We start from the raw sequence: 22,953 nt of genomic DNA on the forward strand, positions 1-22,953 counted from the left end.
GGTCCGCGCCTCCGACTGCCGCTAGCCCAAGAAGCCCAGCATCTGCGAGATCTGCGCGGTGCGGGACTGGAAGATCCGCTCCGCCAGCTCCTTGCTCGGCGGGTGGAGCCCGCCCTCGCGCTCCAGCTTGGCGATCTCCACCGCGTTGTGCTGGTGGGCGATCATCAGGTTGAGGAAGTCCCGCTCGAACTCCGCTCCGGTCTTGCCCGCCACCTCGGCGATGAACTCCGGCTTGGTGGAGTGGTCACCGCCGTGCGCGGCGTGCAGCTGCGCGTCCGGCGCGGTTTCCGGCTTGCCCCAGTCGGCCAGCCACTTGGTCATCGAGTCCACTTCGGACTGCTGGGTGCTCTCGATGGCGGCGGCCAGCGTCTTCACGTCCGGGCGCACGGCCCGCTCCTTGGCCAGCCGCGCCAGTTCCAGGCCCTGCCGGTGGTGCGGCACGGCCATCTGCAGGAACATCACGTCGACGTCGTTGTGCTCTTGGCCCTGGGCCTGGCCCTGGTCCTGGTTCTGCGCCTGGGCCGCGGTCGAGGGCGCGCCCGCGCTCCCGGCCACCGGGGCCTCGTCGGAGCCGCAGCCCGCCAACAGGAACAGCCCCGCCATCAGGGCGACGATGCGCTGCACAGTCGGTTCTCCCTACCGAAGGGCCTGTCCGCGCCCGGCTGGGCGCGGACAGGCGGGTCACCAGGTCAGAGCCGCTGCCACAGGGCGGGGGTGTTCGGCGGTTCCCAGCCGGTCAGCGAGGTGTGCGCCTGGATGCACCGGTAGGAGGCGCCGCCGTAGGTCACCTGCGACCCCACCGCGTAGGCGGTGTTGGCCGCCCACGTGCCGCCCGCCGGGGGCTGCGTCGTGGTGGTGGGCCGGGAGGTCGTGGTGGTCGGCGGGGTGGTGGTCGTCGTCGGCGGCTTCGTCGTCGTGGTCGGCGTGGTGCCGCCGCCACCGACCTGGAGGTCGACGCAGGCGTAGAAGGCGTTGGGGGTGTCGGCGATGTTCCACACGGCGAGCACCTTCTGCCTGCCGGTGCGGCCACCCAGGTCGACCGAGTGGGTCACCGTGGCGCCGGGCTGCCGCCCGCCGTCGTTGAACTCGGCGATCTTGCTGTCGCCGATGTAGTACTGCCAGGTGCTGGTGGCGTGGCGGGCGGTGAGCGTCCAGTTGAACGACACCGTGTTGCCGACCGAGGTGGTGGGCCAGTTGCGGTTGTCGTCGTTGAGCACGGCGAACTGGCCCAGCCCGCCGTGGCAGTTGCGCTGGCCCTTGGGGCCTTCGACGCTCTGCGGCTCGTACATGATCGGACCGCAGTCGGTCACGCGGCCCTGGGCGCACATCGCCTGCCTGCTCGGCGGCGACGAGATGTACCCGTGCGCGCTCGCCGTCCCGGCCGAGACCACGACGATGAAGGGCGCGATGCCCACTCCCGCGAGCACGGCGGCGAGTTTGCGTGTGAGGTTCATGGTGATGTCCAGCTCCTTACGAAGGGGATTCAGCAGGGTCCCCTGGGCAGGGTTTCGTCCGCGGCGGCCGGACCAGCCGGGTGGACCGCGCAGGGTCGAGGTCACATCCGACTATGTGGTCTAGACCATAAGCCCGGAGCGTCATCCGGGTCAAGGCTCTGAACCGATGGCCGCGGCGGCGCGTAAACCATAGTGTGAGCCAATTTCACGGCAAGCGCAGGGCGGCGCTGGCCGCCGCGGTCGTGGCCGCCGCGGCGGTCGTCACCCCGGTCCCCGCCAGCGCACAGCCCGGCACCGCCTCCGACGCGCTGGAGGAGTACAACCAGCTCACGCGCGAAGCGGAGGAGCTGAACCAGAACCACCTCAAGGCCCAGGAAGACCTCAAGGCCAAGCGGGGCGAGCTGGACAAGGCCAACGCCGACCTGGCCGAGGCGACCAGGCTCGGCGACCAGGCCAGGGCCGACGAGGAGCGGTTCCGCGGCCAGGTCGACCTGCTCACCGAGGCTTCCTTCGAGGGCGCGCGGTTCAACCAGCTCTCCGCGCTGCTGGTCAGCGACTCGCAGCAGGACTTCCTCGACCGCATGTCCGCGCTGGGCGTGCTGGCCGCGGACAACGACGAGGCGCTGGGCAGGCTCTCCGCCGCCGTCGACTCCGCCGAGCAGGCCAGGGCGGGCGCGCAGGACGCGCAGCAGCGGACCGCGCGGGCCGCCGAGGAGGCCGCCGAGCTGGCCGACGACATCTCCGCCCGCAAGAGCGCGATGGACAAGCAGGTCGCGGACGCGCGGGCGCAGTACAACGCGCTCAGCGCGCCGCAGAAGGCGGTGCTGGCGGACAAGGGCGACACCTCCGCCGTCGCCGTGCCCTCGGGCGTGGCCGGGAAGGCGCTGGACTTCGCCTTGGCGCAGCGGGGAAAGCCCTACGTGTTCGGCTCCAACGGACCCGACTCGTGGGACTGCTCCAGCCTCACCCAGGCGGCCTACCGGCACGCGGGGGTGAGCATCCCGCGCACCACCTACACGCAGGCCACCGTCGGCCGCGCGGTGACGCGCGCCCAGGTGCAGGCGGGCGACCTGATCATCTACTACTCCGGCCAGTCGCACGTCGCGATGGCGGTGGACGGCGTGCGCGCCGTGCACGCCTCGACCGAGGGCGTCCCGGTGAAGATCGCCGACATCGACTCGATCGGGCCGATCAGCGTCATCCGCCGCGTGGTCGGGTAACCGCGGGCGTGGAGCACTCGGTCACCACGTACGACGGACGCGCCCTGCCCGCCTCGGTGCAGGGCGACGGCGCGCCGCTGGTGCTGTGCGACGACGACCCCGAGGTGTTCGGCTCCTTGGCGCACGTGCTGGTTTCCCGGTTGCGCCTGGTGCTGTGGGAACCGGGGACCGATGACGTGGACCGCGCGGCCGCGGACCTCGACGCGGTGCGCCGCCACTTCCGGCTCACCCGCACGGCGCTGCTCGGTCACGGCCGCGGCGCGCTGGTGGCCCTGCGGTACGCGCTGGACCAGCCGGACCGGGTCACCGCGCTGGTGTTCGTCGCGGGCGCGGAAGTGGCCTGGGACAACGGGTTGGCCGCCGAGTGCCGCGCGCTGGCGGTGCCGACGCTGGTCGTCGAGGGCGCCGCGCGGGGCGGTCGGTCGACCCGGGTCGAGGCGCTGGCCGACGCGCTGCCCGACGTGACGCGGGTGGTCCTGCCGACAGCGGGACCGCTGCCCTGGCTGGACTCCCCCGGCGCCTTCGGCTGGGCGGTGCTGGCGCACCTGGGCGGCCGGTGAGGGTCGCCCAGGTGCGCCGGACCGCTCAGCAGTACAGGTTGGCACCCGGCGTGGTGCCGAGGATGCCCGCGAACCGCTGGTAGGCGTCCACCCGGCTCTGCACCTGCGCCGGGTTGCGACCGTCGCACTCCAGAGCGCCGTTGATGCTGCGGATGGTCTGGCCGAAGCCGTGCCCGCCGACCATGGCGTCGTGCGGCGTCATGCTGCCCGGCCCGCGCTGCGTGTTCCAGTACCACAGCGCGGTCTTCCACGCGACCGCGGAGTCGTTCTGCACCAGCCACGGGTTGGTCAGCAGCGGCAGGCCCAGCGCGTCACCGGCGGCCTTGTAGTTGAAGTTCCAGCTCAGCTGGATCGGGCCGCGGCCGTAGTACGCCGCCTGCCCCGCCGGGCAGCCGTAGGGCTGGCTGGCGTCGCAGTAGTGCGGGTAGTTGGCCTGGTTCTGCTCCACCACGTGGACCAGACCACCGGTCTCGTGGTTGACGTTGGCCAGGAACGCCGCCGCCTCCTGCCGCTTCACCGTGTCGCTGCCGGTGTTGGCGAAGCCGGGGTAGGCGCTGAGCGCGGCGGTCAGGCCGCTGTAGGTGTAGAACGGGTTCCGGTTGGGGAACATCTGGTTGAACTGCGCTTCGCTGACCACGAAACCGCCCGGCTGCTGCGGGTCGGTGCCGCCGCCACCGCAGTTGTAGGGCTCCCAGTACCAAGTGCTGATGATCGGGTCGTAGCCGGGGTTGTCGTGCTCGGCGATGTAGTACTTGCCGTCGGTGTACCTGACGATGCTGCCCGCCGGGTACCACTGGCCCGCCACCCACGCGGGGTAGTCGCAGGCGGGCGCGGTGCCGCCGCCGCTGCCGCACGCGCCCTGGTCGGCCCACACGCTGGAGGTGCCGGGGGTTTCGTTCTGGGTCCACCACTGGGCCAGCCAGTTGCGGCCCCCGTAGGACGCCGTCGCACCGCCGGTGTAGACGGCGGACGAGCTCCACGCGGCTGCGCAGGTCGCGGCTGACGCCGTTGACGTGGACACCACCACGGACACGGCCGCGGTCAGGATCGCCGCCGCGATCGCCGCGGCGGCACGGATTTTGGACACGTGATCACCTCTTCCGGTTCTAGCGCCCTGGACGTGACAGGGGCAACCCAACCGGATTGGTCTACACCAGTCAAGGCTGCCGTTGGATGCCGCCGCACGCCCCCGTTCGCCACATCGCCAAGGCGACGAGGCGAGGTCCAGACCACTTGATGGTAGCGCTCTCACGCCCGTTCGTTAAGACTCCTCATGAGCGGTGATCTCGTTGGGGCATAACAGTTGTTTAATACTCCATAAAGGACGTTCAACGACCAGCGCGGGAAGCCGTGAACACCACCACGGCGGGCGGCACCAGCACCCGGTCGCCGTCGGCGAAGCCCGGTCGCACGGTCCGCGCCACGGTGCCCGCCAGCGCCGCGTCACCGGTCGGTTCGGTGCCCACGACGCGGTGCGCGGTCGGGTCCACCGGGTCGCCGTCCGGCACGAGCACCCGCACCCCGGCCGCGACCAGCACGGTGCGCAGCCGCCACGCCGCGCGGTCGGGCAGCCCCGGCAGCAGCTCGCACAGCCCGCGCACCAGGTGCTCCTCCCGCCGCGCCGCGGCCGTGCGCCGCCGGGGCAGCTCGGTGGCCGCCGCGCCCAGCACGGCCGCGCCCAGCAGCAGCGACAGCGCGGCCCCCAGCGGGGGTTCCACCGGCACCGGCACGGACACCGCGGCCTGCCAGCCGTCCGGGGCCTCGGTCGAGCCGATCACCCCGCCCACCGACGACAGCACCCGCACCGACGACGGGTCCAACTGGCCGACCAGCACGCAGACCCGTGCCGACCCGGCACGGCCCGGCGGGCGGTGCGGCGCCACGGGCAGCACGACGACCGCGCGGGCGTCCTCGGGCAACTGCCCGGCGACCCGGTCGGCGACGGCGTCGAGGCTGGGCGCCTCCCGCGCGGCGGCCAGCGCGCGGGCCGCCGCGCCCTGGGCGAGCGCCGACTGCGGCGGCGGGCTGAGCACCACCCACAGCCCGGCGAACGCGGCCAGCGCGCCCGCGCAGACCAGCGCCCTGGGCACGGCGTCGCGGCGATGGGTCACAGGGGTCTAGTCGGCCCGCGCGGACCTCGGGTGAGCGGTCCGACCGGGTGAATCACCGCCCGACGTCCCGGAACCACCCTGAGCAACCCGCACTTCCCGTGCTCCGGCGGCGCGTCAGGGTCGTGCCGCGGCGGCCCGCGCCACCAGTTCGGCCTGCCGGAACCGGTCGTCGGTGAACGGCATGGCCACCACCCGGTCCACGCCCGCCTCGGCCAGCTCGGCGAACCGCTCCGCCGCCCGCTCGGGCGTGCCGGTCACCAGGACCTCGCGCGCCTGCTCCTCCCCCAGCCCGTAGTCGCGCATCGCCCGCACCCGCCGCTCCAGCGCCGACGCCGGCACGTCCCCCAGCGCCACGGGTACTCCCGCCGTGACGCCCGGCGTGGGCCGCCCGTGCGCGGCGGCGAGGTCGGCCAGCTCCCGCACGCCCGCGGCGATCCGAGCGGTGGTGGCGAAGGAGGGGTACCAGTGGTCGCCGAACCGCGCGGCGCGGCGCAGGGCGGCCCGGCTGTCGCCGCCGACCAGCAGCGGCGGCACGGGCGCGCCGGGGGCGAGCACCACGTCCCGGCCGTTGAGCGGCGTCGGCTCGCCGCGGACCAGGCCGGGCAGGACGCGCAGCGCGGCGTCGGTGCGGCTGCCGCGCTCGGCGAACGGCACGCCGACCGCGTGCCAGGCGGCGTCGCCGTGCGGGTCGCCGCCCGCCCCGACGCCGAGCAGCACCCGGTTGCCGGACAGCCGCTGCAGCGTGGCGACCTGCTTGGCAGCCCAGGCGACCGGCCGCAGCGCCAGGACCATCACGCCGAAGCCGAGCCCGATCCGCGTGGTCACCGCCGCGGCCGCGGCCATCACCATGGTGCTGTCCAGGAACGGCGTCACCGGGATCAGGTGGTCCCCGTGCCACAGCGATTCCAGCCCCAGCTCCTCCGCGTGCCGCGCGAAGGCGGCGGGGTCGACGCCCACGCCGGGCATCGTGATGCCGACGTCCATCACCGCACCTCCAGCAGCGTCTTGCCGACCGTGGCCCTGGACTCGATCGCGGCGTGCGCGGCGGCCGCCTCCGCCAGGGGGAACCGCTGCCCGATCACGGGTGCCAGCCGCCCGGCCGCCGCTTCGGCCAGCGCGGCCACGACCAGCTCGCGGACCTGCCCCGGACCCGGCCGCGCCCCGGTCACCAGGGTCACCCCGCGCGCGGCGGCCTCCTCGGCGGTGACGTCGCTCCACCGCCCGCCCGCCAGCCCGTAGCTGAGCATCCGGCCGCCGGGTCGGAGCAGGCCGAAGGCCGTGCGCGCCAGCTCGCCGCCGACGCCGTCGAACACCACGTCCACCGGGTCGGTGGTCCACCCCGGCTCGGCGTAGTCGACGACCTCGGCCGCGCCGAGGCCGCGCACCAGCTCCCCCTTGCGCGCCCCGCCCGCCGCGCCGACCACCGTCGCGCCCGCCGCGCGGGCGAGCTGCACCAGCAGCGTGCCGACGCCGCCCGCCGCCGCCAGGACCAGCACCCGCTGCCCGGCGACCGGGCCGACGGCGCGCAGGTTCAGCAGCGCCGTGCGGCCGTCGGCCAGCAGGGCGACCGCGGTGTCCAGCGGCACCCCCTCGGGCACCGGCACCACCGCGCCCGCGTCGACGGCCACCCGTTCGGCGTAGCCGCCACTACCGCCGGTGGCGGTGACCACCCGCGTGCCCAGCAGCGCCGGGTCGACGCCCTCCCCCACTTCCGCCACCACGCCGCCCACGCCGTTGCCGAGCACGGCGGGCGGCTGGAGGCCGAACGGCCCAATCCCGCTGGCCCGGAACTGCGTCTCGACGAAGGTCAGGCCCGCGAAGAAAACGCTTACCACCACTTCCCCGCGCCCAGGGCTCGGCTCCGGGGTTTCCTTTGCCACCAGCACTTCCGGCCCGCCGAAAGCTGTCAACCACACCGCTCGCACCGCACACCTCCACGTCGCTCCGATCGGGGTCCAGCCTCGAACCTCCAGTTGGGTGGAGGTCAACTTCACCCTTGTGAATGTGCGCGCGGTCACCCTATGGTCGCCTGGGAGCGCTCCCAGGGAGCGTTCCCAGAAGCGTCGTCAACCGTCAGAGCAGACGGAGGAGACCCAATCCGATGAGATCGCTTCCCCCTTCCCCGTGGCGCCGTCGAGCCACCGCCACCCTCGCGCTCGTGGCGGTCAGCGGCGCGCTGGCCACCGGCACGGCCAGCGCGGCGGACTACGAGCGGATCGTCAACGGCTCGTTCAGCACCGGCAGCCTCGACCCCTGGTGGGCGGGCACGGGCGTGACGAACCGGCTGGTCGGCGGTGAGCTGTGCGCCGCGGTGCCCGGTGGCACGACCAACCCGTGGGACGCCCTGATCGGCCAGAACGGCGTGCCGTTCGAGGCCGGGCAGTCCTACACCATGGCCTTCGACGCCTACGCCACCAGGCCGCAGCCCATCGCCGCCGTCGCGGGCGAGGGTGTGAGCCCGTACCGCCAGATCGCCAAGCACGACGTCTCCCTGACGACGACCAAGCAGCGCTTCACCTTCACCTTCACCTCCGAGCTGGACTTCCCCGACGCGGGCAACGCCCAGGTCACCTTCCACCTGGGCGGGCAGGCCGCGAGCAACACCGTGTGCGTGGACAACGTCTCGCTGATCGGCGGGGTCAAGCCGCCGGGTGGCGACGTCGGCGAGCCGCCCAAGAAGGTCCAGGTCGACCAGACCGGGTACGTGCCGGGCACGCCCAAGCGCGCCACCCTGGTCTCCAGCGCCACCACCCCGCAGGCGTGGTCGCTGAAGAACGCCGCGGGCACCACCGTGGCCACCGGTCGGACCACGCCCAAGGGCGTCGACGCCGCCTCCGGCGACCCCGTGCACCTGATCGACTTCTCCTCCTACGACACCGCGGGCACCGGTTACACGCTCGTCGTGGGCGAGGAGAGCAGCTACCCGTTCGACATCGGCGACGACCACCTCGACAAGCTGCGCTACGACTCGCTGCAGTTCTTCTACCACCAGCGCAGCGGCACGCCGATCGAGGCGCAGTACGTCGGCGAGACCTACGCGCGCCCGGCCGGGCACATCAACGTCGCGCCCAACCAGGGCGACAAGGACGTGCCCTGCCTGACCGGTGTGCCGTGCGGCTACACCCTGGACGTGCGCGGCGGCTGGTACGACGCGGGCGACCACGGCAAGTACGTGGTCAACGGCGGCATCTCCGCCTGGCAGGTGCTCAACACCTACGAGCGCGCCAAGCTGGCGGGCACGGCCGACGCGCTGGGCGACGGCAAACTGGCGATCCCGGAGAAGGCCAACGGCGTGCCCGACGTGCTGGACGAGGCGCGCTGGGAGGTCGAGTTCCTGCTCAAGATGCAGGCGCCGGACGGCATGGTGCACCACAAGATCCACGACGCGAACTGGACCGCGCTGCCCACCCTGCCGCACGAGGACCCGCAGCCGCGCAGGCTGTCCGCGACCAGCACGGCGGCGACGCTGAACATGGCCGCCGTGGCCGCCCAGGCGGCCCGCATCTGGAAGGGCATCGACCCCGAGTTCTCCGCCAAGGCGCAGGCCGCCGCGGTGAAGGCCTACGCGGCGGCGAAGGCCAACCCCGACAAGATCGCCGACCCCAACGACGGCACCGGCGGCGGCGCCTACAGCGACACCACGTTCACCGACGAGTTCTACTGGGCCGCGGCCGAGCTGTTCACCACCACCGGTGAGGCCGCCTACCGCGCCGACGTGACCGGCTCGCCCCACTACAAGGGGCGGAGCCTGAACGAAGGCGGCTTCTACTGGGCCTCCACCGGGCCGCTGGGCGACATCACGCTGGCGCTGGTGCCCAACGGCCTGCCCGCCGCGGACGTGGCGGCCACCAGGGCCCGGTTCACCCAGGTCGCCGACGCGCACCTGCAGCGGATCGCCGAGCAGGGCTACCCGGCGGCGTACTGGTCCGAGGACGGCGGCTACGCGTGGGGCTCCAACGGCCAGGTCGCCAACAACGCCTCGGTGCTGGCGCTGGCGCACGACTTCACCGGCCAGGCCAAGTACCGCGAGGGCGTGTACGAGGTGCTGCACTACCTGCTGGGCCGCAACCCCACCAGCTACTCCTACGTGACCGGGTACGGCGACCGGCCGGTGGAGAACGTCCACCACCGGCACTGGGCCCGCCAGCTGGACCCGACGCTGCCGATCGCGCCGCCCGGCGTGCTCTCCGGCGGCCCGAACAGCGCCCTCCAGGACCCGATCGCGACCCGCCTGCTCCAGGGCTGCAAGCCGCAGAAGTGCTTCGTCGACCACATCGAGGCGTACTCGCTCAACGAGGTCACGATCAACTGGAACTCGGGATTGGCGTGGGTGGCCAGCTGGGCGGCGGAGAAGGCGGGCGGCACCCCGCCCCCGGCCGGGTGCAAGGTGCAGTACCAGTCGAGCAAGTGGTCCACCGGCTCGACCGCGTACGTGACCATCACCAACACCAGCACCACGGCCTGGGACGGCTGGTCGCTGAAGTTCTCCTTCCCCGGCGACCAGAAGATCACCCAGGGCTGGTCGGCGACGTGGGCGCAGAGCGGCGCGGAGGTGACCGGGACGAGCCTGCCGTGGAACGGCAAGGTGGCGCCGGGGGCGTCGGTGTCGGCGGGGTTCAACACCTCGTCCAGCGGCACGCAGACCGACCCGTCGTCGTTCTCGGTCAACGGCTCGACGTGTAGCTGAGGCCGCGACCACGGCTCGGCGGCCCTTCCTCCGGGGGGCGCCGAGCCGTTCCGCGTTCAGCGGTAGGCGTGCTGCCCCACCGGCCGCACCAGGATCTCGTTGACGTCCACCGTGGGCGGCTGCCCGATCGCGTACAGCACCGCGCGCGCCACGTCGGAGGGCTCCAGCTTCGGGTCGCGCGCCCGCGACGCCGGGATGCCGCCGGTGTCGGTCAGGCCCGGCTGCACCAGCGTCACCCGCACCCCGGTGCCCACGCACTCCGCGCGGATGGCCTGCGCCAGCCCGGTGACCGCCCACTTGGTGGCCGAGTACAGGTTGCCCGGCCGGACCCCGCGCCCGGCCGCCGAGCCGGTCAGCACCAGGTGCCCGCCGGAGCGGATCAGCGCGGGCAGCGCGGCGCGGGCGGTGTAGGCGGGCCCGCACACGTTGGTCAGCACCATGTCGGCCCACCGCGGCGGCGGGTCGCCCTCCTCGGTGGTGAACGAGGTCTCGACGCTGACGCCCGCGTTGGCGAACACCACGTCGAGCCCGCCCCACTCCCGCTCCACCCGGTCGACCAGGCAGGAGACCTGCGCCCACTCCCGCACGTCGCACTGCGCGACCCACACCCGCTCCGGCCCGCCCAGCCGGGCCGCCCGCTCGACCAGGGCGTCCACCCGCCGCGCGACGAGCACGAGCCGGTAGCCCGCCTCGGCGGCCAGCTCCGCGGTGGCCGCGCCGATGCCGCGCGACGCGCCGGTGATGAGGAACACGCCTTGTGCCATGCGCGCAGGCTACCGCCGGTCGGATCACCCGCTGTCCCGCTCGCCACCCGCAGGGGTGATTCTGGCCGCGGGTGGTCAGGCCGTGGCGATCGCCTCGATCTCGACCCGCCACTCGGCCTCGTAGAGGTCGGCGACGACCACGGTCAGCGCGGGGCGGTGGCCACCCAGCACCTCCTGCCGGATCCGGCTGTTCTCCAGCCTGTCCGCGCGGTCCCGCAGGAACGTGGTGACCTTCACCAGGTTCTCGGGCCGCATGTCGTGGTGCTCCAGCACGGCCAGCACCCGCCGCCATGCGTTGCGGCACTGCGCCCCGAAGTCCGGGGGTGCGGTGCCGTCGTCGTCGGTGGGCACCTGGCCGCTGATGAACAGCATTCGGTCGGCACCGCTGACCTCCAGGCTCTCCGCGTATTGGCCGAGGGGGTCCAGCTGACTCCGAACCGAGGTGCGCGCGTCGGTCATCGCACCACCTTCCCCGCACCACCCCCGAGGGCTCAACCGCCTTCCGGCGCACGCGGCACGGGCCGCCGAGCGCGGTGGCGGCCCGTGTCCGGGCGCGACTCACTGTGGTGAAGCGCGAGGACCTGGGCCGAGTGGCGGGTTACCCTCGCCGCAACCGGATCGATCAGGAGGCTGCGGTGGCGTTGCGGCAGGTCACGCTGGCCGAGGTGGCCCAGCACGCGGGGGTGTCGCTGGCGACCGCCTCGCGGGTGCTCAACGGCAGCACCCGGCAGGTCAGCGACGAGCTGCGGACCAGGGTCCTGGGCAGCGCGGACGAGCTGGGCTACCTGCCCAACGCCCCCGCCCAGGCGCTGGCCCGCAACAGCAGCGCGCTGCTCGGCCTGGTCGTGCACGACATCTCCGACCCCTACTTCTCCAGCATCGCCGCGGGGGTGAGCAGGGTCGCCGAGGCGGCGGGCCTGGTGGTCGTGCTGGGCACCACCGGCCGCGACCCCGACCGCGAGGTCGAGCTGGTGCACACGCTGCGCGCGCACCGGGCGCGGGCGCTGGTGATCGCGGGCAGCCGCACCGCCGACCGGGCCGCCACCGCGCGGCTGGCCGAGGAGCTGCGGGCCTTCACCGCCCAGGGCGGTCGGGTGGCGTGCGTCTCGCAGGCCAGGCTGGGCACCGACACCGTGGTGGCGGGCAACCGGGCGGGCGCGCGGGCGCTGGCGCGGGAGCTGGCCGCGCTGGGCCACCGCCGCTTCGCCGTGCTGGGCGGGCCGCCGGACCTGCTGGTGGCCCGCGACCGGGTGGCCGGGTTCCGCGCGGGCCTGGCCGACGCCGGGCTGGCGCTGCCCGACCGCAACGTGGTGCACGGCGGGTTCACCAGGGACGGCGGGTACGCGGCGGTGGCCGACCTGCTGGCCGCCCGCACCCGGGCGACCTGCGTGTTCGTCGTCAACGACGTGATGGCCACGGGGGCGGTGGCGGCGCTGCGGGAGCGCGGCGTCGTGGTGCCCGACGACGTGTCGGTGGCCGGGTTCGACGACATCCCGACGCTGCGCGACCTGGTGCCCGCGCTGAGCACGGTGCGGCTGCCGCTGGAGGAGATGGGCGAGCGGGCCGCCCGCCTGGTCCTCGACGAGGAGCACGTGACGCCCCGCACGATCCGGGTCGCGGGCGAGGTCGTGCTGCGCGCGAGCACCTCGTCACCTGGGGGAACCGGTCTGCGGTGACGTGCGTTGGCTCCTAAGATGGCGGCCTACGCCATACCCCCGTCTGAGGAGTGATCCCTTCCGTGCGCGACGCGCAGTCACCCGGATGCAGTACTGAGCCGGGTTCCGCACCCGGCTGCCATACCCTCCCGGTCGCCCCCGGCGGTGACCGGTGACCGAAGTCCTGCTCTCCCTGCTCGGCCTGGTCGCCGTGGTGGCGCTCACCGCGGGCACCTTCATCGCGGTCGCCGCCGAGTTCTCGCTGACCGCCCTGGAGCGCAGCACCGTCGAGTCCCACGTCGCGCAGGTCGGCGACGCCAAGGCGCAGGCGGTGGACCGGGCCCACCGCTCGCTGTCCTTCCAGCTCTCCGGCTCCCAGCTGGCGATCACGTTCACCACGCTGATCACCGGTTTCATCGCCGAACCGGCCATCGCCCGGCTGCTGTCGCCCGCGCTGACCGGCCTGGGCGTGCCCACCGCCGCGGCCACCCCGATCGCGCTGGTCGCCGCGCTGGCGCTGGCCACCGCGCTGTCCATGGTGTTCGGCGAGCTGGTGCCCAAGAACCTGGCCATCGCCCGGCCGCTGGAGACCGCGCGCGCCGTCGCGGGCGCGCAGGCGGCCTTCTCCAAGGTGTTCCGCTGGCTGATCGACAGCCTCAACGGCGCGGCCAACTGGCTGGTGCGGCGGCTGGGCGTGGAGCCCGCGGAGGAGCTGGCCTCGGCCCGCTCGCCGCAGGAGCTGGGCGCGCTGGTCCGCTCCAGCGCCGAGCACGGCACCATCGACGAGGGCACCGCGACCCTGCTGGACCGCTCGCTGCGCTTCGGCGACCGCACCGCGGGCGAGCTGATGACGCCGCGGGTGCGGGTGGAGTCGCTGCGCGCGGACGCCACCGTGCTGGACCTGGTGGCCAAGGCGCGGGAGACCGGGTTCTCCCGCTTCCCGGTGCACAACGGCGACCTGGACGAGGTGCGCGGGATCGTGCACGTCAAGCAGGTCTTCGCGGTGCCGCGCGGGCAGCGGGCGACCACGCCGCTGTCGGCGCTGACCCGGCCGGTGCAGACGGTGCCGGAGACCCTGGAGGGCGACGCGCTGCTGGACCGGCTGCGCGCGTCGGGCCTGCAGACCGCGCTGGTCGTCGACGAGTACGGCGGCACCGCGGGCATGGTGACGCTGGAGGACCTGGTCGAGGAGATCGTCGGCGACGTGCGCGACGAGCACGACCGCCGCGAGGCCGCGCCGGTGCGCCCGCTGGGCCGGGACAGCTGGCTCGTCTCCGGGCTGCTGCGCGACGACGAGGTGGCCGAGGCGACCGGGTTCCGGATGCCGGAGGGCGACTACGAGACGGTGGCTGGGCTGGTGCTGGCGCAGCTGGGCCGCATCCCCGACGTCGGCGACGAGATCCGGGTCGACGGCTGGCGCATCACGGTGCTGCGGATGGACCGGCACCGGGTGGCCGAGCTGCGGGTGGCCAGGGTGGAGTCCGGCGCGGAGGCGGGCGTGGAGTCGGGGGTGGCCCGATGAGCGAGGGCTGGGCGCTGGTGACGGCGGTGCTGCTGCTGGCGGGCAACGCCTTCTTCGTCGGCGCGGAGTTCGCGCTGATCAGCGCGCGTCGTGACCGGCTGGAGACGATGCTGGAGCGCGGCGTGTCCCGCGCCGCGACGGTGATCGCCGCAGGCCGCGAGGTGTCGCTGATGCTGGCGGGCGCGCAGCTGGGCATCACCATCTGCTCGCTGCTGCTGGGCAGGCTCGCCGAGCCCGCCGTGGCGCACCTGCTGGAGGCGGCGCTGCACCCGCTGCCGGTGCCGCCGGTGGTGCTGCACGCGGTGGCGTTCACCATCGCGATGATGCTGGTCGTGGCGGCGCACATGCTGCTGGGCGAGATGGTGCCGAAGAACCTGGCCATCGCCAACCCGGAGCGGCTGGCGATCTGGCTGGTGCCGGTGCACGTGGCGTTCGTGCGCCTGGTGCGCCCGTTCATCGGGCTGTTCAACCTGGCCGCCAACGGCGTGCTCAAGCTGGCCAAGGTGCAGCCCAAGGACGAGCTGGAGTCCGCCTACACCCCCGACGAGCTGTCGCTGCTGATCGCCCAGTCGCGGCAGGAGGGGCTGCTGGAGGACTCCGAGCACCGCAGGCTGGCGCAGACCCTGTCCTCGGCCGAGCGCACCGTGGCCGACGTGCTGGTGCCGCTGGAGCGGGTCACGTCGGTGTCCTCCCGGCCCACCATGGGCGAGGTGGAGTCGGCGGTGGCCGCGACCGGGTTCTCCCGGTTCCCGGTCGCCGACGGCGACCGGCTGACCGGCTACCTGCACATCAAGGACGTGCTGGACCTGGCGGGCGCGGACGCCTCGACCAGGGTGCCCGCCGGCCGGATCAGGGGGCTGCCGGAGGTGCCGGTGGACGCCCGCCTCGACGAGGCGCTGGCGGCGCTGCGGCGCACCCAGAGCCACCTGGCGCGGGCGGTGTCGCCCGAGGGCGGCCTGCGGGGCGTGGTGGCGCTGGAGGACCTGCTGGAGGAGTACGTGGGCACCGTCCGCGACGGCACCCACGTGCGCCGGGAGCTGTGAGCCCGGCCGACCCGCCCGCCCGGCGCGGTGGGCGGGTCGGACATTACGGTGTGCCCGTGGACCCACGCGACGCCGAGGACGACGAGGACGACTTCGAGCCCGACGACTTCGAACCGGACGACGACGAGTTCGACGACGAGGACGACGAGGACGAGGACGACCTGTTCGGCGTGACCTCCGAACCCCGCACCATCTGCCAGCTGTGCGGCGGGGCGGGCTTCATCGCGCACCCGACCATGGCGGTCGTCGGCGGTGTCCCCCGCTCGGTGGACAACGGCCGGGAGTGCCCGCACTGCAACGGCGCCCGCAAGTTCCCCGGCCTGGTGCCCCCGCTGTAGCCCGGCGCGGCGGCCGGGCTCAGGCGGGTTCGGCGGCGGAGCGCCTGTCCTCCTCCGCCGCGCGGAATCCCGCGGGCGACAGGTAGCGCCAGGTCACGACCGCGGCGACCAGCTGCACCGCCGCACCCAGCACCCACACCGCCCGCAGGCCGAACCCGGCGCCCACCAGACCGCCCACCAGCGCGCCCAGCGGGGTCAGCCCCCAGGCCAGGGCGCGGTGGCTGGTCAGCACCCGCCCCAGCAGCCTGCCTGGGGTGAACCGCTGCCTGCTGGACTGCGAGCACACGTTCCACAGCATGATCACGGCCGACTGGAGCAGCAGCACCGCGCCGACGGCGGCGGGCCACGGCGGCAGCACCGCGACGAGCGCCGTCAGCAGCACCGTGCCGATCTGCGACACCCGCATCGACCAGGCGTAGCCCAGCCGCACCACCACCCGGTCCACGGCGAAGGACCCCGCCACCCAGCCCACCGCGACGCAGGTCATGAGCACGCCGTAGCCGACCGGCCCCAAGCCCAGCTCCTGCTCGCTGTAGAGCGCGAACATCGCCAGCCACGCCGACGAGGCGAACGACCCCAGCCCCACCGCGACCGTGATGGCCAGCAGCAGGCGCGTGCCGACCAGGTACTTCAGCCCCTCCGGGATGTCGCGCAGCGGGTGGCCGCGCGACGGCGTCACCGCCGCCGACGAGAGGCCGCGGGTCAGCAGCAGCGCCAGCACCGCCGCCGCGCAGGCCGCCCACGCCGACGCGCCCGCGCTCCAGGCGACCAGGAACCCCGCCACCGGCGGCACCACGAACCGGACCGCGCCCTGGTCGATCAGGATCAGCCGGGTGTTGGCCGCGGCCAGCCGGTCCGGGCCGACCACCTCGGGCAGCAGCGCGCCGGTGGTCCCGTCGCCGAGCACCTGGGCCGAGGTCACCACGAACGCGACGCCCAGCAGCAGCGGCAGGGTCAGCGCGCCCACCGCGTCGGTCACCGCCAGCGCCAGTGCCGCGCACGCCAGCACCGCGTAGGCCGCGCCGAGCACGGCCGTGCGCCGCACCCGGTCGATCAGCACCCCCGCGAACAGCGAGAACAGCAGCCAGGGCAGCTGCCCCACCACCTTCACCAGAGCCACCTGCCGAGGGTCCTTGGTGATCGACACCGCGATCAGGGGCAGCGCGGTCAGCAGCAGCCCCTCCCCCACCGACCCGGACACCACTACCGCCTGTAACCGCCCCCACGTCATGCCCCGACCCTGCCAGGTGCCTCGGACCGGCCCTCACAGGGGGCGAAGTACCGTAGTGGGCATGGGGGTCGTCGTCCTGTCCGAAGCCGAGTGGACCGCGCGCCGCGACGCGCACGCCGCCCGCGTGCGGGCGTGGACCGGGCCGCACCACGAGCGCAAGGCGGCCGGGATCAAGCACCCGGTCCTGGACTTCCTGTTCAGCTACTACTCGCACCGTCCGTCCCGGCTGGAGCGCTGGCACCCCGGTCCCGGTGTGCTGCTGGAGGGCGGGAAGGCCCGCGACTACCTGCGGTGGCCGGTCTACCGGGAGACCGCCGACGGCGTGGAGCTGGACGTCGCGGCGTTCGCGCGGGAGCGGGCCAAGACGGTGGCCTTCGCGCACCGGCTGCTGACCGCCACCGCCTCCCGCGCGCCCCGGTTCGGCTGCTTCGGGCTGCACGAGTGGGCGATGGTCTACCGGCAGCGGCCCGACCAGGTGCGGCACCGGGCGTGGCCGCTGCGGCTGGGCAGCGCGGGCACCGACGCGGTGGTGGAGTCCCAGCGGGTGCAGTGCGGGCACTTCGACGCCTTCCGCTTCTTCACCCCGCAGGCCCGGCCGCTCAACGCGCTGCAGCCCACCCGCGAGACGCAGGTGGACCTGGAGCAGCCGGGCTGCCTGCACGCCTCCATGGACCTTTTCAAGTGGAGTTACAAGCTCGACCCGGCGACGCCGTCGGAGCTGGTGGCGGACTGCTTCGAGCTGGCGCTGCGGGTGCGCGAGCTGGACATGCGGGCCAGCCCCTACGACCTGGCGGAGCTGGGCTACCCGCCGGTGCCGATCGAGACCGCCGAGGGGCGGGCCGAGTACGTGCGGCGGCAGAGCGCGTTCGCCGAGCAGGCCGCGCCGCTGCGAGCTGCGCTGATCGGGTTGACGCGAACCCTTTTGGATGCGCCGGTCGCCGGGGTATAACTCAGCGTCACTTCACCCGGTCCGCAGACCTCGCCTGTTAGCGTGACGTCGGTCGGGATTCGCCAGCCGTAGTCGACGCCTGAGAGGGAAGACGATGTCTCGACACCGCGCGCTGCGGACGAAGGTGCGGCGCGGCATCGCCAAGTGGCCCGTCGCGGTGGTCTCCCTGGTGGTCCTGCTCGTGCTCGGCTGGTTGGGCTGGAGCTGGGTCGGCGGCGTCGTGGAGCGCCGCGCGGCGGCCCAGGCGGGCGACTGCGACCAGGGCGAGGCGCTGCTGCGCATCGACGCCGCGCCCAGCGTGGCCGAGGCGGTGCGCGAGGTCGCCGAGCGGTGGAGCGCCCAGCGCCCGGTCGTCTACGACCACTGCATCCGGGTGGAGGTGCAGTCCATCGACTCGGAGATGGTGCTGCAGGGCCTGACCCAGCAGTGGGACGAGGAGAAGTTCGGCGCCAAGCCGCACGCCTGGATCACCGACTCGATGCTGTGGGCCAACCGGCTCAGCGCGCAGAACCACGCGCTCATCGGCGCGGTGCCGGTGTCCATCGCGGCCAGCCCGGTGCTGCTGGCGCTGCCCGAGGAGGGCGCGCAGGCGCTGCAGGCCGGTTCCGGCTTCCGGTGGACCGACCTGCCCGCGATGGCGGGCGAGGGCTGGGCCCGCTTCGGCAAGCCGGAGTGGGGCGAGCTGAAGGTCGCCATGCCCGACCCGGCCGCGAACGCGGCCACCGCGATGGCGGTGCAGTCGGCGCTGGCGGGCGCGAGCCCGGACCGCCGGGGCCCGGTGACCACCGACATGCTGGCGCTGGACCCGGTGAAGAGCATCATGAGCGCGCTGGTGGCGGCCAAGCCCGAGCACACGCCCGCCAGCACCTGGGAGGCCATGGCGCTGATGGCGGACAAGCCGCAGGTCAACGCGGCGGGTTTCAGCGCCGTGCCGGTGTTCGAGGTGGACCTGTACCGGCACAACACCGGCAAGGACAACGGCGCCACGCCGCTGAACCCGCTGTACGGGGTGGCCGCGGGCGGGCCGACCCCGGTGGCGGACTTCCCGTTCACCGCGCTGGCGGGCGACTGGGTCGACGAGGCCCAGCTGCGCGCCGCGCAGGCGTTCCGCGAGTTCCTCCAGAAGCCCTCGGAGCAGCAGGTGCTGGCCAGGGCGGGGTTGCGGGTGGAGGCGACCACCGAGCGGCCCAAGCCGTCGCCGGGCATCCGCTGGGCGAGCATGACCGAGCAGCTCGTCCCCGCCGACGCCAACACCACCCAGCAGATCAGCGCCGCGTGGGCCGCCGCGAGCGGCGGGCAGGTGGTGACCGTGCTGGTCGACTCGTCGGAGTCGATGGGGCGGCCGGGCGGCGGCGGGCGCAGCCGGGTGGAGTGGGTCAAGCAGGCGCTGACCGGGCAGGTGACCAGGTCGCTGTCCGGGTCGCTGGGGCTGTGGGACTTCTCCCGCGAGCTGGTGCCCACCGGGCCGGTGGGCACCAAGCGCCAGCAGCTGCTCGACGGCATCGGCGGACTGCGGCCGGGCGAGGCCACCCAGCTCTACGGCAGCCTGGCCGCGGTGTACGAGAAGGCGCTGGCGGGTCACCAGGACGGCAAGCGCAACCGGGTCGTCGTGGTCGTCGACGGCCCCAACGAGGGCGGCCTGACCCTCGCGCAGCTCAAGTCGCGGCTGGCGGAGCTGCGCGAACCCGGCAAGGACGTCGCCATCAGCTTCATCGCGCTGGGCCCGGACGCGCAGCGGGAGCCGCTGGCCGAGATCGCCGAGCTGACCGGCGGCACCGTCTCGGTGGCCGAGGACGGCCAAGCCGTGGACGCCGCCCTGGGCCAGCTCTTGTCCGACTGACGCGCGAACCGAGCGTCCGGACACCGCGAACCGAGCGTTCGGGTCCTCAGGTGGCGGGCCGCTGGACCGGGTCGAGCGCCTCCGGGTAGACCGCCGCCATCCCGCGCAGCGCCTGCACCACCCGTTCGCGCAGCTCGGGCGGTTCGACCACCTCGGCCTCCGGGCCCAGCCGCAGCAGGTCCGCCACGGCGTGCTCGACCGACTCGACCGGCACCCGCACGGTGGTCCAGCCGCCCGGCTCGGGCACGACGTCGGCCAGCGCGCGGGCGGCGACCAGGCTGAGCAGGTGCCGCGCGCATGGCCCCAAGTCTCCACGAGCACCTGACACGCCCTGTCAGGTATGCCGGGCAGGGTGACCGGCGCGCTGGGCGACCGGTCGGGCGCCTTCGTGCTCCGGCACACCGGCGGCTACCGCGACGGCGTGGCCGAGCGGTCCTTCACCGTGGTCGCGTCGTCGGGCGGGCTGGCGGGGCTGCGCGGCCACGGCCGCATCAGGTGGGTGATGGGCGAGCCGGGGCACTACGAGTTCGACTACGAGTTCTGACCGGAGCGGGCCCACGCGCCGCGCGCGGCGCGTGGGCCCCAGGGGCTCAGCCGCCGTACGCCGAGACCGGCGGGCAGGAGCAGACCAGGTTGCGGTCGCCCTTGGCGCCGTCGATGCGGCGCACCGGCGGCCAGATCTTCGGCGCCGCCGCGCCCGCCGGGAACACCGCCACCTCGCGGCTGTACGGGTGGTTCCACTCCGCCGCCACGCACGCCGCGGTGTGCGGGGCGTTGCGCAGCGGGTTGTCGTCGGCGGGCCACTCGCCCGACCCGACCCGGTCGATCTCCCGCTTGATCGAGATCATCGCCTCGATGAACCGGTCGATCTCGGCCAGGTCCTCGCTCTCCGTGGGCTCCACCATCAGCGTGCCCGCCACCGGGAAGGACATGGTGGGCGCGTGCAGGCCGTAGTCGGCCAGGCGCTTGGCCACGTCGTCGGCGGTCACGCCGGTCGCCTTGGTGATCGGGCGCAGGTCCAGGATGCACTCGTGGGCCACGAAGCCGTCCTCGCCGGTGTAGAGCACCGGGTAGTGCTCGTCCAGCCTGCGCGCCACGTAGTTGGCCGCGGCGACGGCGGTCAGGGTGGCCCGGCGCAGCCCGTCCGCGCCCATCATCCGCACGTACGCCCAGGAGATCGGCAGGATCGACGCCGAGCCCCACGGCGCGGCGCTGATCGGGCCGACACCGGTGGCCGGGCCCGCCGCGGGCTGGAGCGGGTGGTTGGGCAGGAACGGCGCCAGGTGGGCGCGCACGCCGATCGGGCCGACGCCGGGACCGCCGCCGCCGTGCGGGATGCAGAAGGTCTTGTGCAGGTTCAGGTGCGACACGTCCGAGCCGAACTTGCCGTACTGCGCCAGGCCGATCAGCGCGTTGAGGTTCGCGCCGTCGACGTAGACCTGGCCGCCCGCGTCGTGCACCAGGCCGCAGACCTCGCGCACGGTGTCCTCGTACACGCCGTGCGTGGACGGGTAGGTCAGCATGATCGCGGCGAGGTCGTCGCGGTGCTCGGCCAGCACCACGCGCAGGTGGTCCAGGTCGATGTTGCCGCGCTGGTCGCACTTGACCACGACCACGCGCATCCCGGCCATCACCGCCGACGCGGCGTTGGTGCCGTGGGCGCTGGAGGGGATCAGGCACACGTCGCGGTCGGGCGAGCCCTGCGCGCGGTGGTAGGCGCGGATGGCCAGCAGGCCCGCGAACTCGCCCTGGCTGCCCGCGTTGGGCTGCAGCGACACCGCGTCGTAGCCGGTGACCTCGGCCAGCCACCGCTCCAGGTCGGTGACCACGGTGAGCAGGCCCTCGGCGTCCTCGGCGGGCGCGAACGGGTGCAGCTCGGCGAACTCCGGCCAGGTGATGGGCTCCATCTCGGCCGTGGCGTTGAGCTTCATGGTGCACGAGCCCAGCGGGATCATGCTGCGGTCCAGCGCCACGTCCTTGTCCGACAGCGCGCGCAGGTAGCGCAGCAGCGCGGTCTCCGAGCGGTGCGCGTGGAACACCGGGTGGGTCAGGTAGTCCGAGGTGCGGCGCAGGTCGGCGGGGATGCCGTCGGCGGTGTCGGCGTCCAGCGCGTCCACGTCCGGCACCTCGACGCCGAAGGCCCGCCACACCTTGGCCAGGTGCTCGCGGGTGGTGGTCTCGTCGCAGGCGATGGACACGGTGTCGTCGTCGACCCGCCACAGGTTGACGCCCAGTTCGCGGGCGGCGGCCACCACCTCGGCGGCGCGGCCGGGCACCACCGCCCGGACGGTGTCGAAGAACTCGCCGTGCGCGACCTCCACGCCGCCCTCGCACAGTCCGGCGGCCAGCACGGTGGCCATCCGGTGCGCCCTGGTCGCGATCGCGCGCAGCCCCTCCGGGCCGTGGTAGACCGCGTACATCGAGGCGATGACGGCCAGCAGCACCTGCGCGGTGCAGATGTTGCTGGTGGCCTTCTCGCGGCGGATGTGCTGCTCGCGGGTCTGCAGCGCCAGCCGGTAGGCGGTCGAGCCGTCGGCGTCGACCGAGACGCCGACCAGGCGGCCGGGCAGCTGCCGCTCCAGGCCCGAGCGCACGGCCATGTAGCCCGCGTGGGGACCGCCGAAGCCCATGGGCACGCCGAAGCGCTGGGTGGTGCCCACCACCACGTCCGCGCCGATCTCGCCGGGCGGGCGCAGCAGCGCCAGCGCCAGCAGGTCGGCGGCCACGACGGCCTGCGCGCCCGCCTTGTGGATCTCCTCGATCACGCCCGCGTGGTCGCGCACCACGCCGGAGGCGCCGGGGTAGGACAGCAGCACGCCGAAGAAGTCGCCGCCCAGGCCCAGGCCCTCGATGCCCTGCGACAGGTCGGCCACCACGACCTCGATGCCCAGCGGCTCGGCCCTGGTCTCGATCACCGCCAGGGTCTGCGGCAGGGTGTCGGCGTCGACCACGAACTTGTTCGACTTCGACCGGCCCGCGCGGCGGACCAGGGTCATCGCCTCGGCGGCGGCGGTGGACTCGTCCAGCATGGAGGCGTTGGCCACCGGCAGCCCGGTCAGGTCGCCGACCATGGTCTGGAAGTTCAGCAGGGCCTCCAGCCGCCCCTGCGAGATCTCCGGCTGGTACGGGGTGTAGGCGGTGTACCAGGCCGGGTTCTCCAGCACGTTGCGGCGGATCACCGCCGGGGTGGTGGTGCCGTAGTAGCCAAGGCCGATCATCTGGGTCATCGGGCGGTTGCGCGCGGCCAGGGCGCGCAGCTCGGCCAGCGCCTGGGTCTCGGTGGCCGGGGCGGGCAGGTCCAGCACCAGGTCGCGCTCGCGGATCGACTCCGGCACCGCGTGCTGGGCCAGCTCCTCCAGCGAGCCGACGCCGATGACGTCGAGGATGCGCGCCAGCTCGGCGGGCCGCGGGCCGACGTGCCGGTCGGCGAAGGGGGTGCCGTGTTCGAGCGCGGCGAGGGGGATGCGGTCCTGCGTCATGGGTGCGCCTCCGGCGTCGGGCTACGGGCGTGCTGCTGCCGTGCCCTCCCCCTCTGTCTTCCGCCCGGACGGGCGCCTGAGAGCTTCACCCGGCGGAACC

Annotated in this window: 21 protein-coding genes; 10 read left to right on the plus strand and 11 right to left on the minus strand. The window is 73.9% G+C overall.

Annotated features, from left to right (window positions below; genetic code table 11):
• Positions 1-21: 21 nt before the first annotated feature.
• Positions 22-624 carry a DUF305 domain-containing protein gene (locus JOF41_RS20485; protein ID WP_307867477.1) on the minus strand — a complete coding sequence of 201 codons (603 nt, stop codon included), beginning with the start codon at positions 622-624 and terminating at the stop codon, positions 22-24.
• A gap of 65 nt (positions 625-689) precedes the next feature.
• Positions 690-1,454: a lytic polysaccharide monooxygenase gene (locus JOF41_RS20490; protein ID WP_189224773.1), complete on the minus strand. Its 765-nt coding sequence runs from the start codon at positions 1,452-1,454 to the stop codon at positions 690-692.
• Positions 1,455-1,648: 194 nt separating this feature from the next.
• On the opposite strand from JOF41_RS20490, the gene JOF41_RS20495 reads away from it, so the two are divergent.
• Positions 1,649-2,674 carry a C40 family peptidase gene (locus JOF41_RS20495; protein ID WP_209621235.1) on the plus strand — a complete coding sequence of 342 codons (1,026 nt, stop codon included), beginning with the start codon at positions 1,649-1,651 and terminating at the stop codon, positions 2,672-2,674.
• Between the two features lie 8 nt (positions 2,675-2,682).
• On the plus strand, positions 2,683-3,234 hold the full coding sequence (locus tag JOF41_RS20500) for an alpha/beta fold hydrolase (RefSeq protein WP_209621238.1): 552 nt from the start codon (positions 2,683-2,685) through the stop codon (positions 3,232-3,234).
• Between the two features lie 25 nt (positions 3,235-3,259).
• Here the strand turns inward: JOF41_RS20500 and JOF41_RS20505 are convergent, their stop codons facing one another.
• The 4 genes from JOF41_RS20505 to JOF41_RS20520 all read right to left on the minus strand — a co-directional run bounded on the left by JOF41_RS20505 (position 3,260) and on the right by JOF41_RS20520 (position 7,270).
• A complete protein-coding gene (locus JOF41_RS20505) occupies positions 3,260-4,321 on the minus strand; it encodes a glycoside hydrolase family 19 protein (RefSeq protein ID WP_189224776.1) in 1,062 nt (353 codons plus the stop codon).
• Positions 4,322-4,562: 241 nt separating this feature from the next.
• A complete protein-coding gene (locus JOF41_RS38360; protein WP_189224777.1) occupies positions 4,563-5,345 on the minus strand; it encodes a nucleotide exchange factor GrpE in 783 nt (260 codons plus the stop codon).
• Between the two features lie 114 nt (positions 5,346-5,459).
• Positions 5,460-6,329, minus strand: a complete 870-nt coding sequence (locus tag JOF41_RS20515) for an LLM class flavin-dependent oxidoreductase (RefSeq protein WP_209621241.1) — start codon at positions 6,327-6,329, stop codon at positions 5,460-5,462.
• Complete coding sequence (locus JOF41_RS20520; protein WP_209621244.1) at positions 6,329-7,270, minus strand: zinc-binding dehydrogenase; 942 nt, start codon at positions 7,268-7,270, stop codon at positions 6,329-6,331. Before JOF41_RS20520 ends, JOF41_RS20515 begins: the two co-directional genes overlap by 1 nt.
• A gap of 233 nt (positions 7,271-7,503) precedes the next feature.
• Between JOF41_RS20520 and JOF41_RS20525 the strand changes: the two genes are divergently transcribed.
• A complete protein-coding gene (locus JOF41_RS20525) occupies positions 7,504-10,032 on the plus strand; it encodes a glycoside hydrolase family 9 protein (RefSeq protein ID WP_229795911.1) in 2,529 nt (842 codons plus the stop codon).
• 56 nt (positions 10,033-10,088) lie between these two features.
• Here JOF41_RS20525 and JOF41_RS20530 read toward each other — a convergent pair whose 3' ends face one another.
• Together JOF41_RS20530 and JOF41_RS20535 are read right to left on the minus strand one after the other, a co-directional pair.
• The gene (locus tag JOF41_RS20530; protein WP_209621247.1) at positions 10,089-10,796 is read right to left on the minus strand and encodes an SDR family oxidoreductase; all 708 of its coding nucleotides are present in this window, start codon (positions 10,794-10,796) and stop codon (positions 10,089-10,091) included.
• Between the two features lie 75 nt (positions 10,797-10,871).
• Positions 10,872-11,255: a RidA family protein gene (locus tag JOF41_RS20535; RefSeq protein ID WP_189224782.1), complete on the minus strand. Its 384-nt coding sequence runs from the start codon at positions 11,253-11,255 to the stop codon at positions 10,872-10,874.
• Between the two features lie 176 nt (positions 11,256-11,431).
• On the opposite strand from JOF41_RS20535, the gene JOF41_RS20540 reads away from it, so the two are divergent.
• From JOF41_RS20540 to JOF41_RS20555, 4 genes are all read left to right on the plus strand, one after another.
• Positions 11,432-12,472 (plus strand): LacI family DNA-binding transcriptional regulator, encoded by a 1,041-nt coding sequence (locus tag JOF41_RS20540; RefSeq protein WP_189224783.1) that lies wholly within the window; start codon positions 11,432-11,434, stop codon positions 12,470-12,472.
• A gap of 151 nt (positions 12,473-12,623) precedes the next feature.
• Entirely contained in the window at positions 12,624-13,973 is a 1,350-nt protein-coding gene (locus JOF41_RS20545; protein WP_209621250.1) for a hemolysin family protein, read from the plus strand.
• On the plus strand, positions 13,970-15,016 hold the full coding sequence (locus tag JOF41_RS20550) for a hemolysin family protein (RefSeq protein WP_209621254.1): 1,047 nt from the start codon (positions 13,970-13,972) through the stop codon (positions 15,014-15,016). The genes JOF41_RS20545 and JOF41_RS20550 overlap by 4 nt, the downstream gene beginning before the upstream one ends.
• A gap of 56 nt (positions 15,017-15,072) precedes the next feature.
• Positions 15,073-15,354 carry a hypothetical protein gene (locus tag JOF41_RS20555; protein ID WP_189224786.1) on the plus strand — a complete coding sequence of 94 codons (282 nt, stop codon included), beginning with the start codon at positions 15,073-15,075 and terminating at the stop codon, positions 15,352-15,354.
• Between the two features lie 19 nt (positions 15,355-15,373).
• Here JOF41_RS20555 and JOF41_RS20560 read toward each other — a convergent pair whose 3' ends face one another.
• Entirely contained in the window at positions 15,374-16,585 is a 1,212-nt protein-coding gene (locus JOF41_RS20560) for an MFS transporter (protein WP_209621257.1), read from the minus strand.
• Positions 16,586-16,646: 61 nt separating this feature from the next.
• On the opposite strand from JOF41_RS20560, the gene JOF41_RS20565 reads away from it, so the two are divergent.
• Both JOF41_RS20565 and JOF41_RS20570 read left to right on the plus strand, forming a co-directional pair.
• Positions 16,647-17,534 carry a 3-methyladenine DNA glycosylase gene (locus JOF41_RS20565; protein WP_189224788.1) on the plus strand — a complete coding sequence of 296 codons (888 nt, stop codon included), beginning with the start codon at positions 16,647-16,649 and terminating at the stop codon, positions 17,532-17,534.
• A gap of 94 nt (positions 17,535-17,628) precedes the next feature.
• Entirely contained in the window at positions 17,629-19,374 is a 1,746-nt protein-coding gene (locus tag JOF41_RS20570; protein WP_189224789.1) for a substrate-binding domain-containing protein, read from the plus strand.
• Positions 19,375-19,420: 46 nt separating this feature from the next.
• Here JOF41_RS20570 and JOF41_RS20575 read toward each other — a convergent pair whose 3' ends face one another.
• Positions 19,421-19,681: a WYL domain-containing protein gene (locus JOF41_RS20575; protein ID WP_244989640.1), complete on the minus strand. Its 261-nt coding sequence runs from the start codon at positions 19,679-19,681 to the stop codon at positions 19,421-19,423.
• A gap of 33 nt (positions 19,682-19,714) precedes the next feature.
• On the opposite strand from JOF41_RS20575, the gene JOF41_RS20580 reads away from it, so the two are divergent.
• Complete coding sequence (locus JOF41_RS20580) at positions 19,715-19,918, plus strand: DUF3224 domain-containing protein (RefSeq protein ID WP_209621264.1); 204 nt, start codon at positions 19,715-19,717, stop codon at positions 19,916-19,918.
• 46 nt (positions 19,919-19,964) lie between these two features.
• Here the strand turns inward: JOF41_RS20580 and gcvP are convergent, their stop codons facing one another.
• Positions 19,965-22,853 (minus strand): aminomethyl-transferring glycine dehydrogenase, encoded by a 2,889-nt coding sequence (gene gcvP / locus JOF41_RS20585; RefSeq protein ID WP_209621267.1) that lies wholly within the window; start codon positions 22,851-22,853, stop codon positions 19,965-19,967.
• Positions 22,854-22,953 lie beyond the last annotated feature (100 nt).

This window comes from Saccharothrix coeruleofusca (genome assembly GCF_017876325.1).
In the GTDB taxonomy this organism is placed as follows: Bacteria; Actinomycetota; Actinomycetes; order Mycobacteriales; family Pseudonocardiaceae; genus Actinosynnema; species Actinosynnema coeruleofuscum.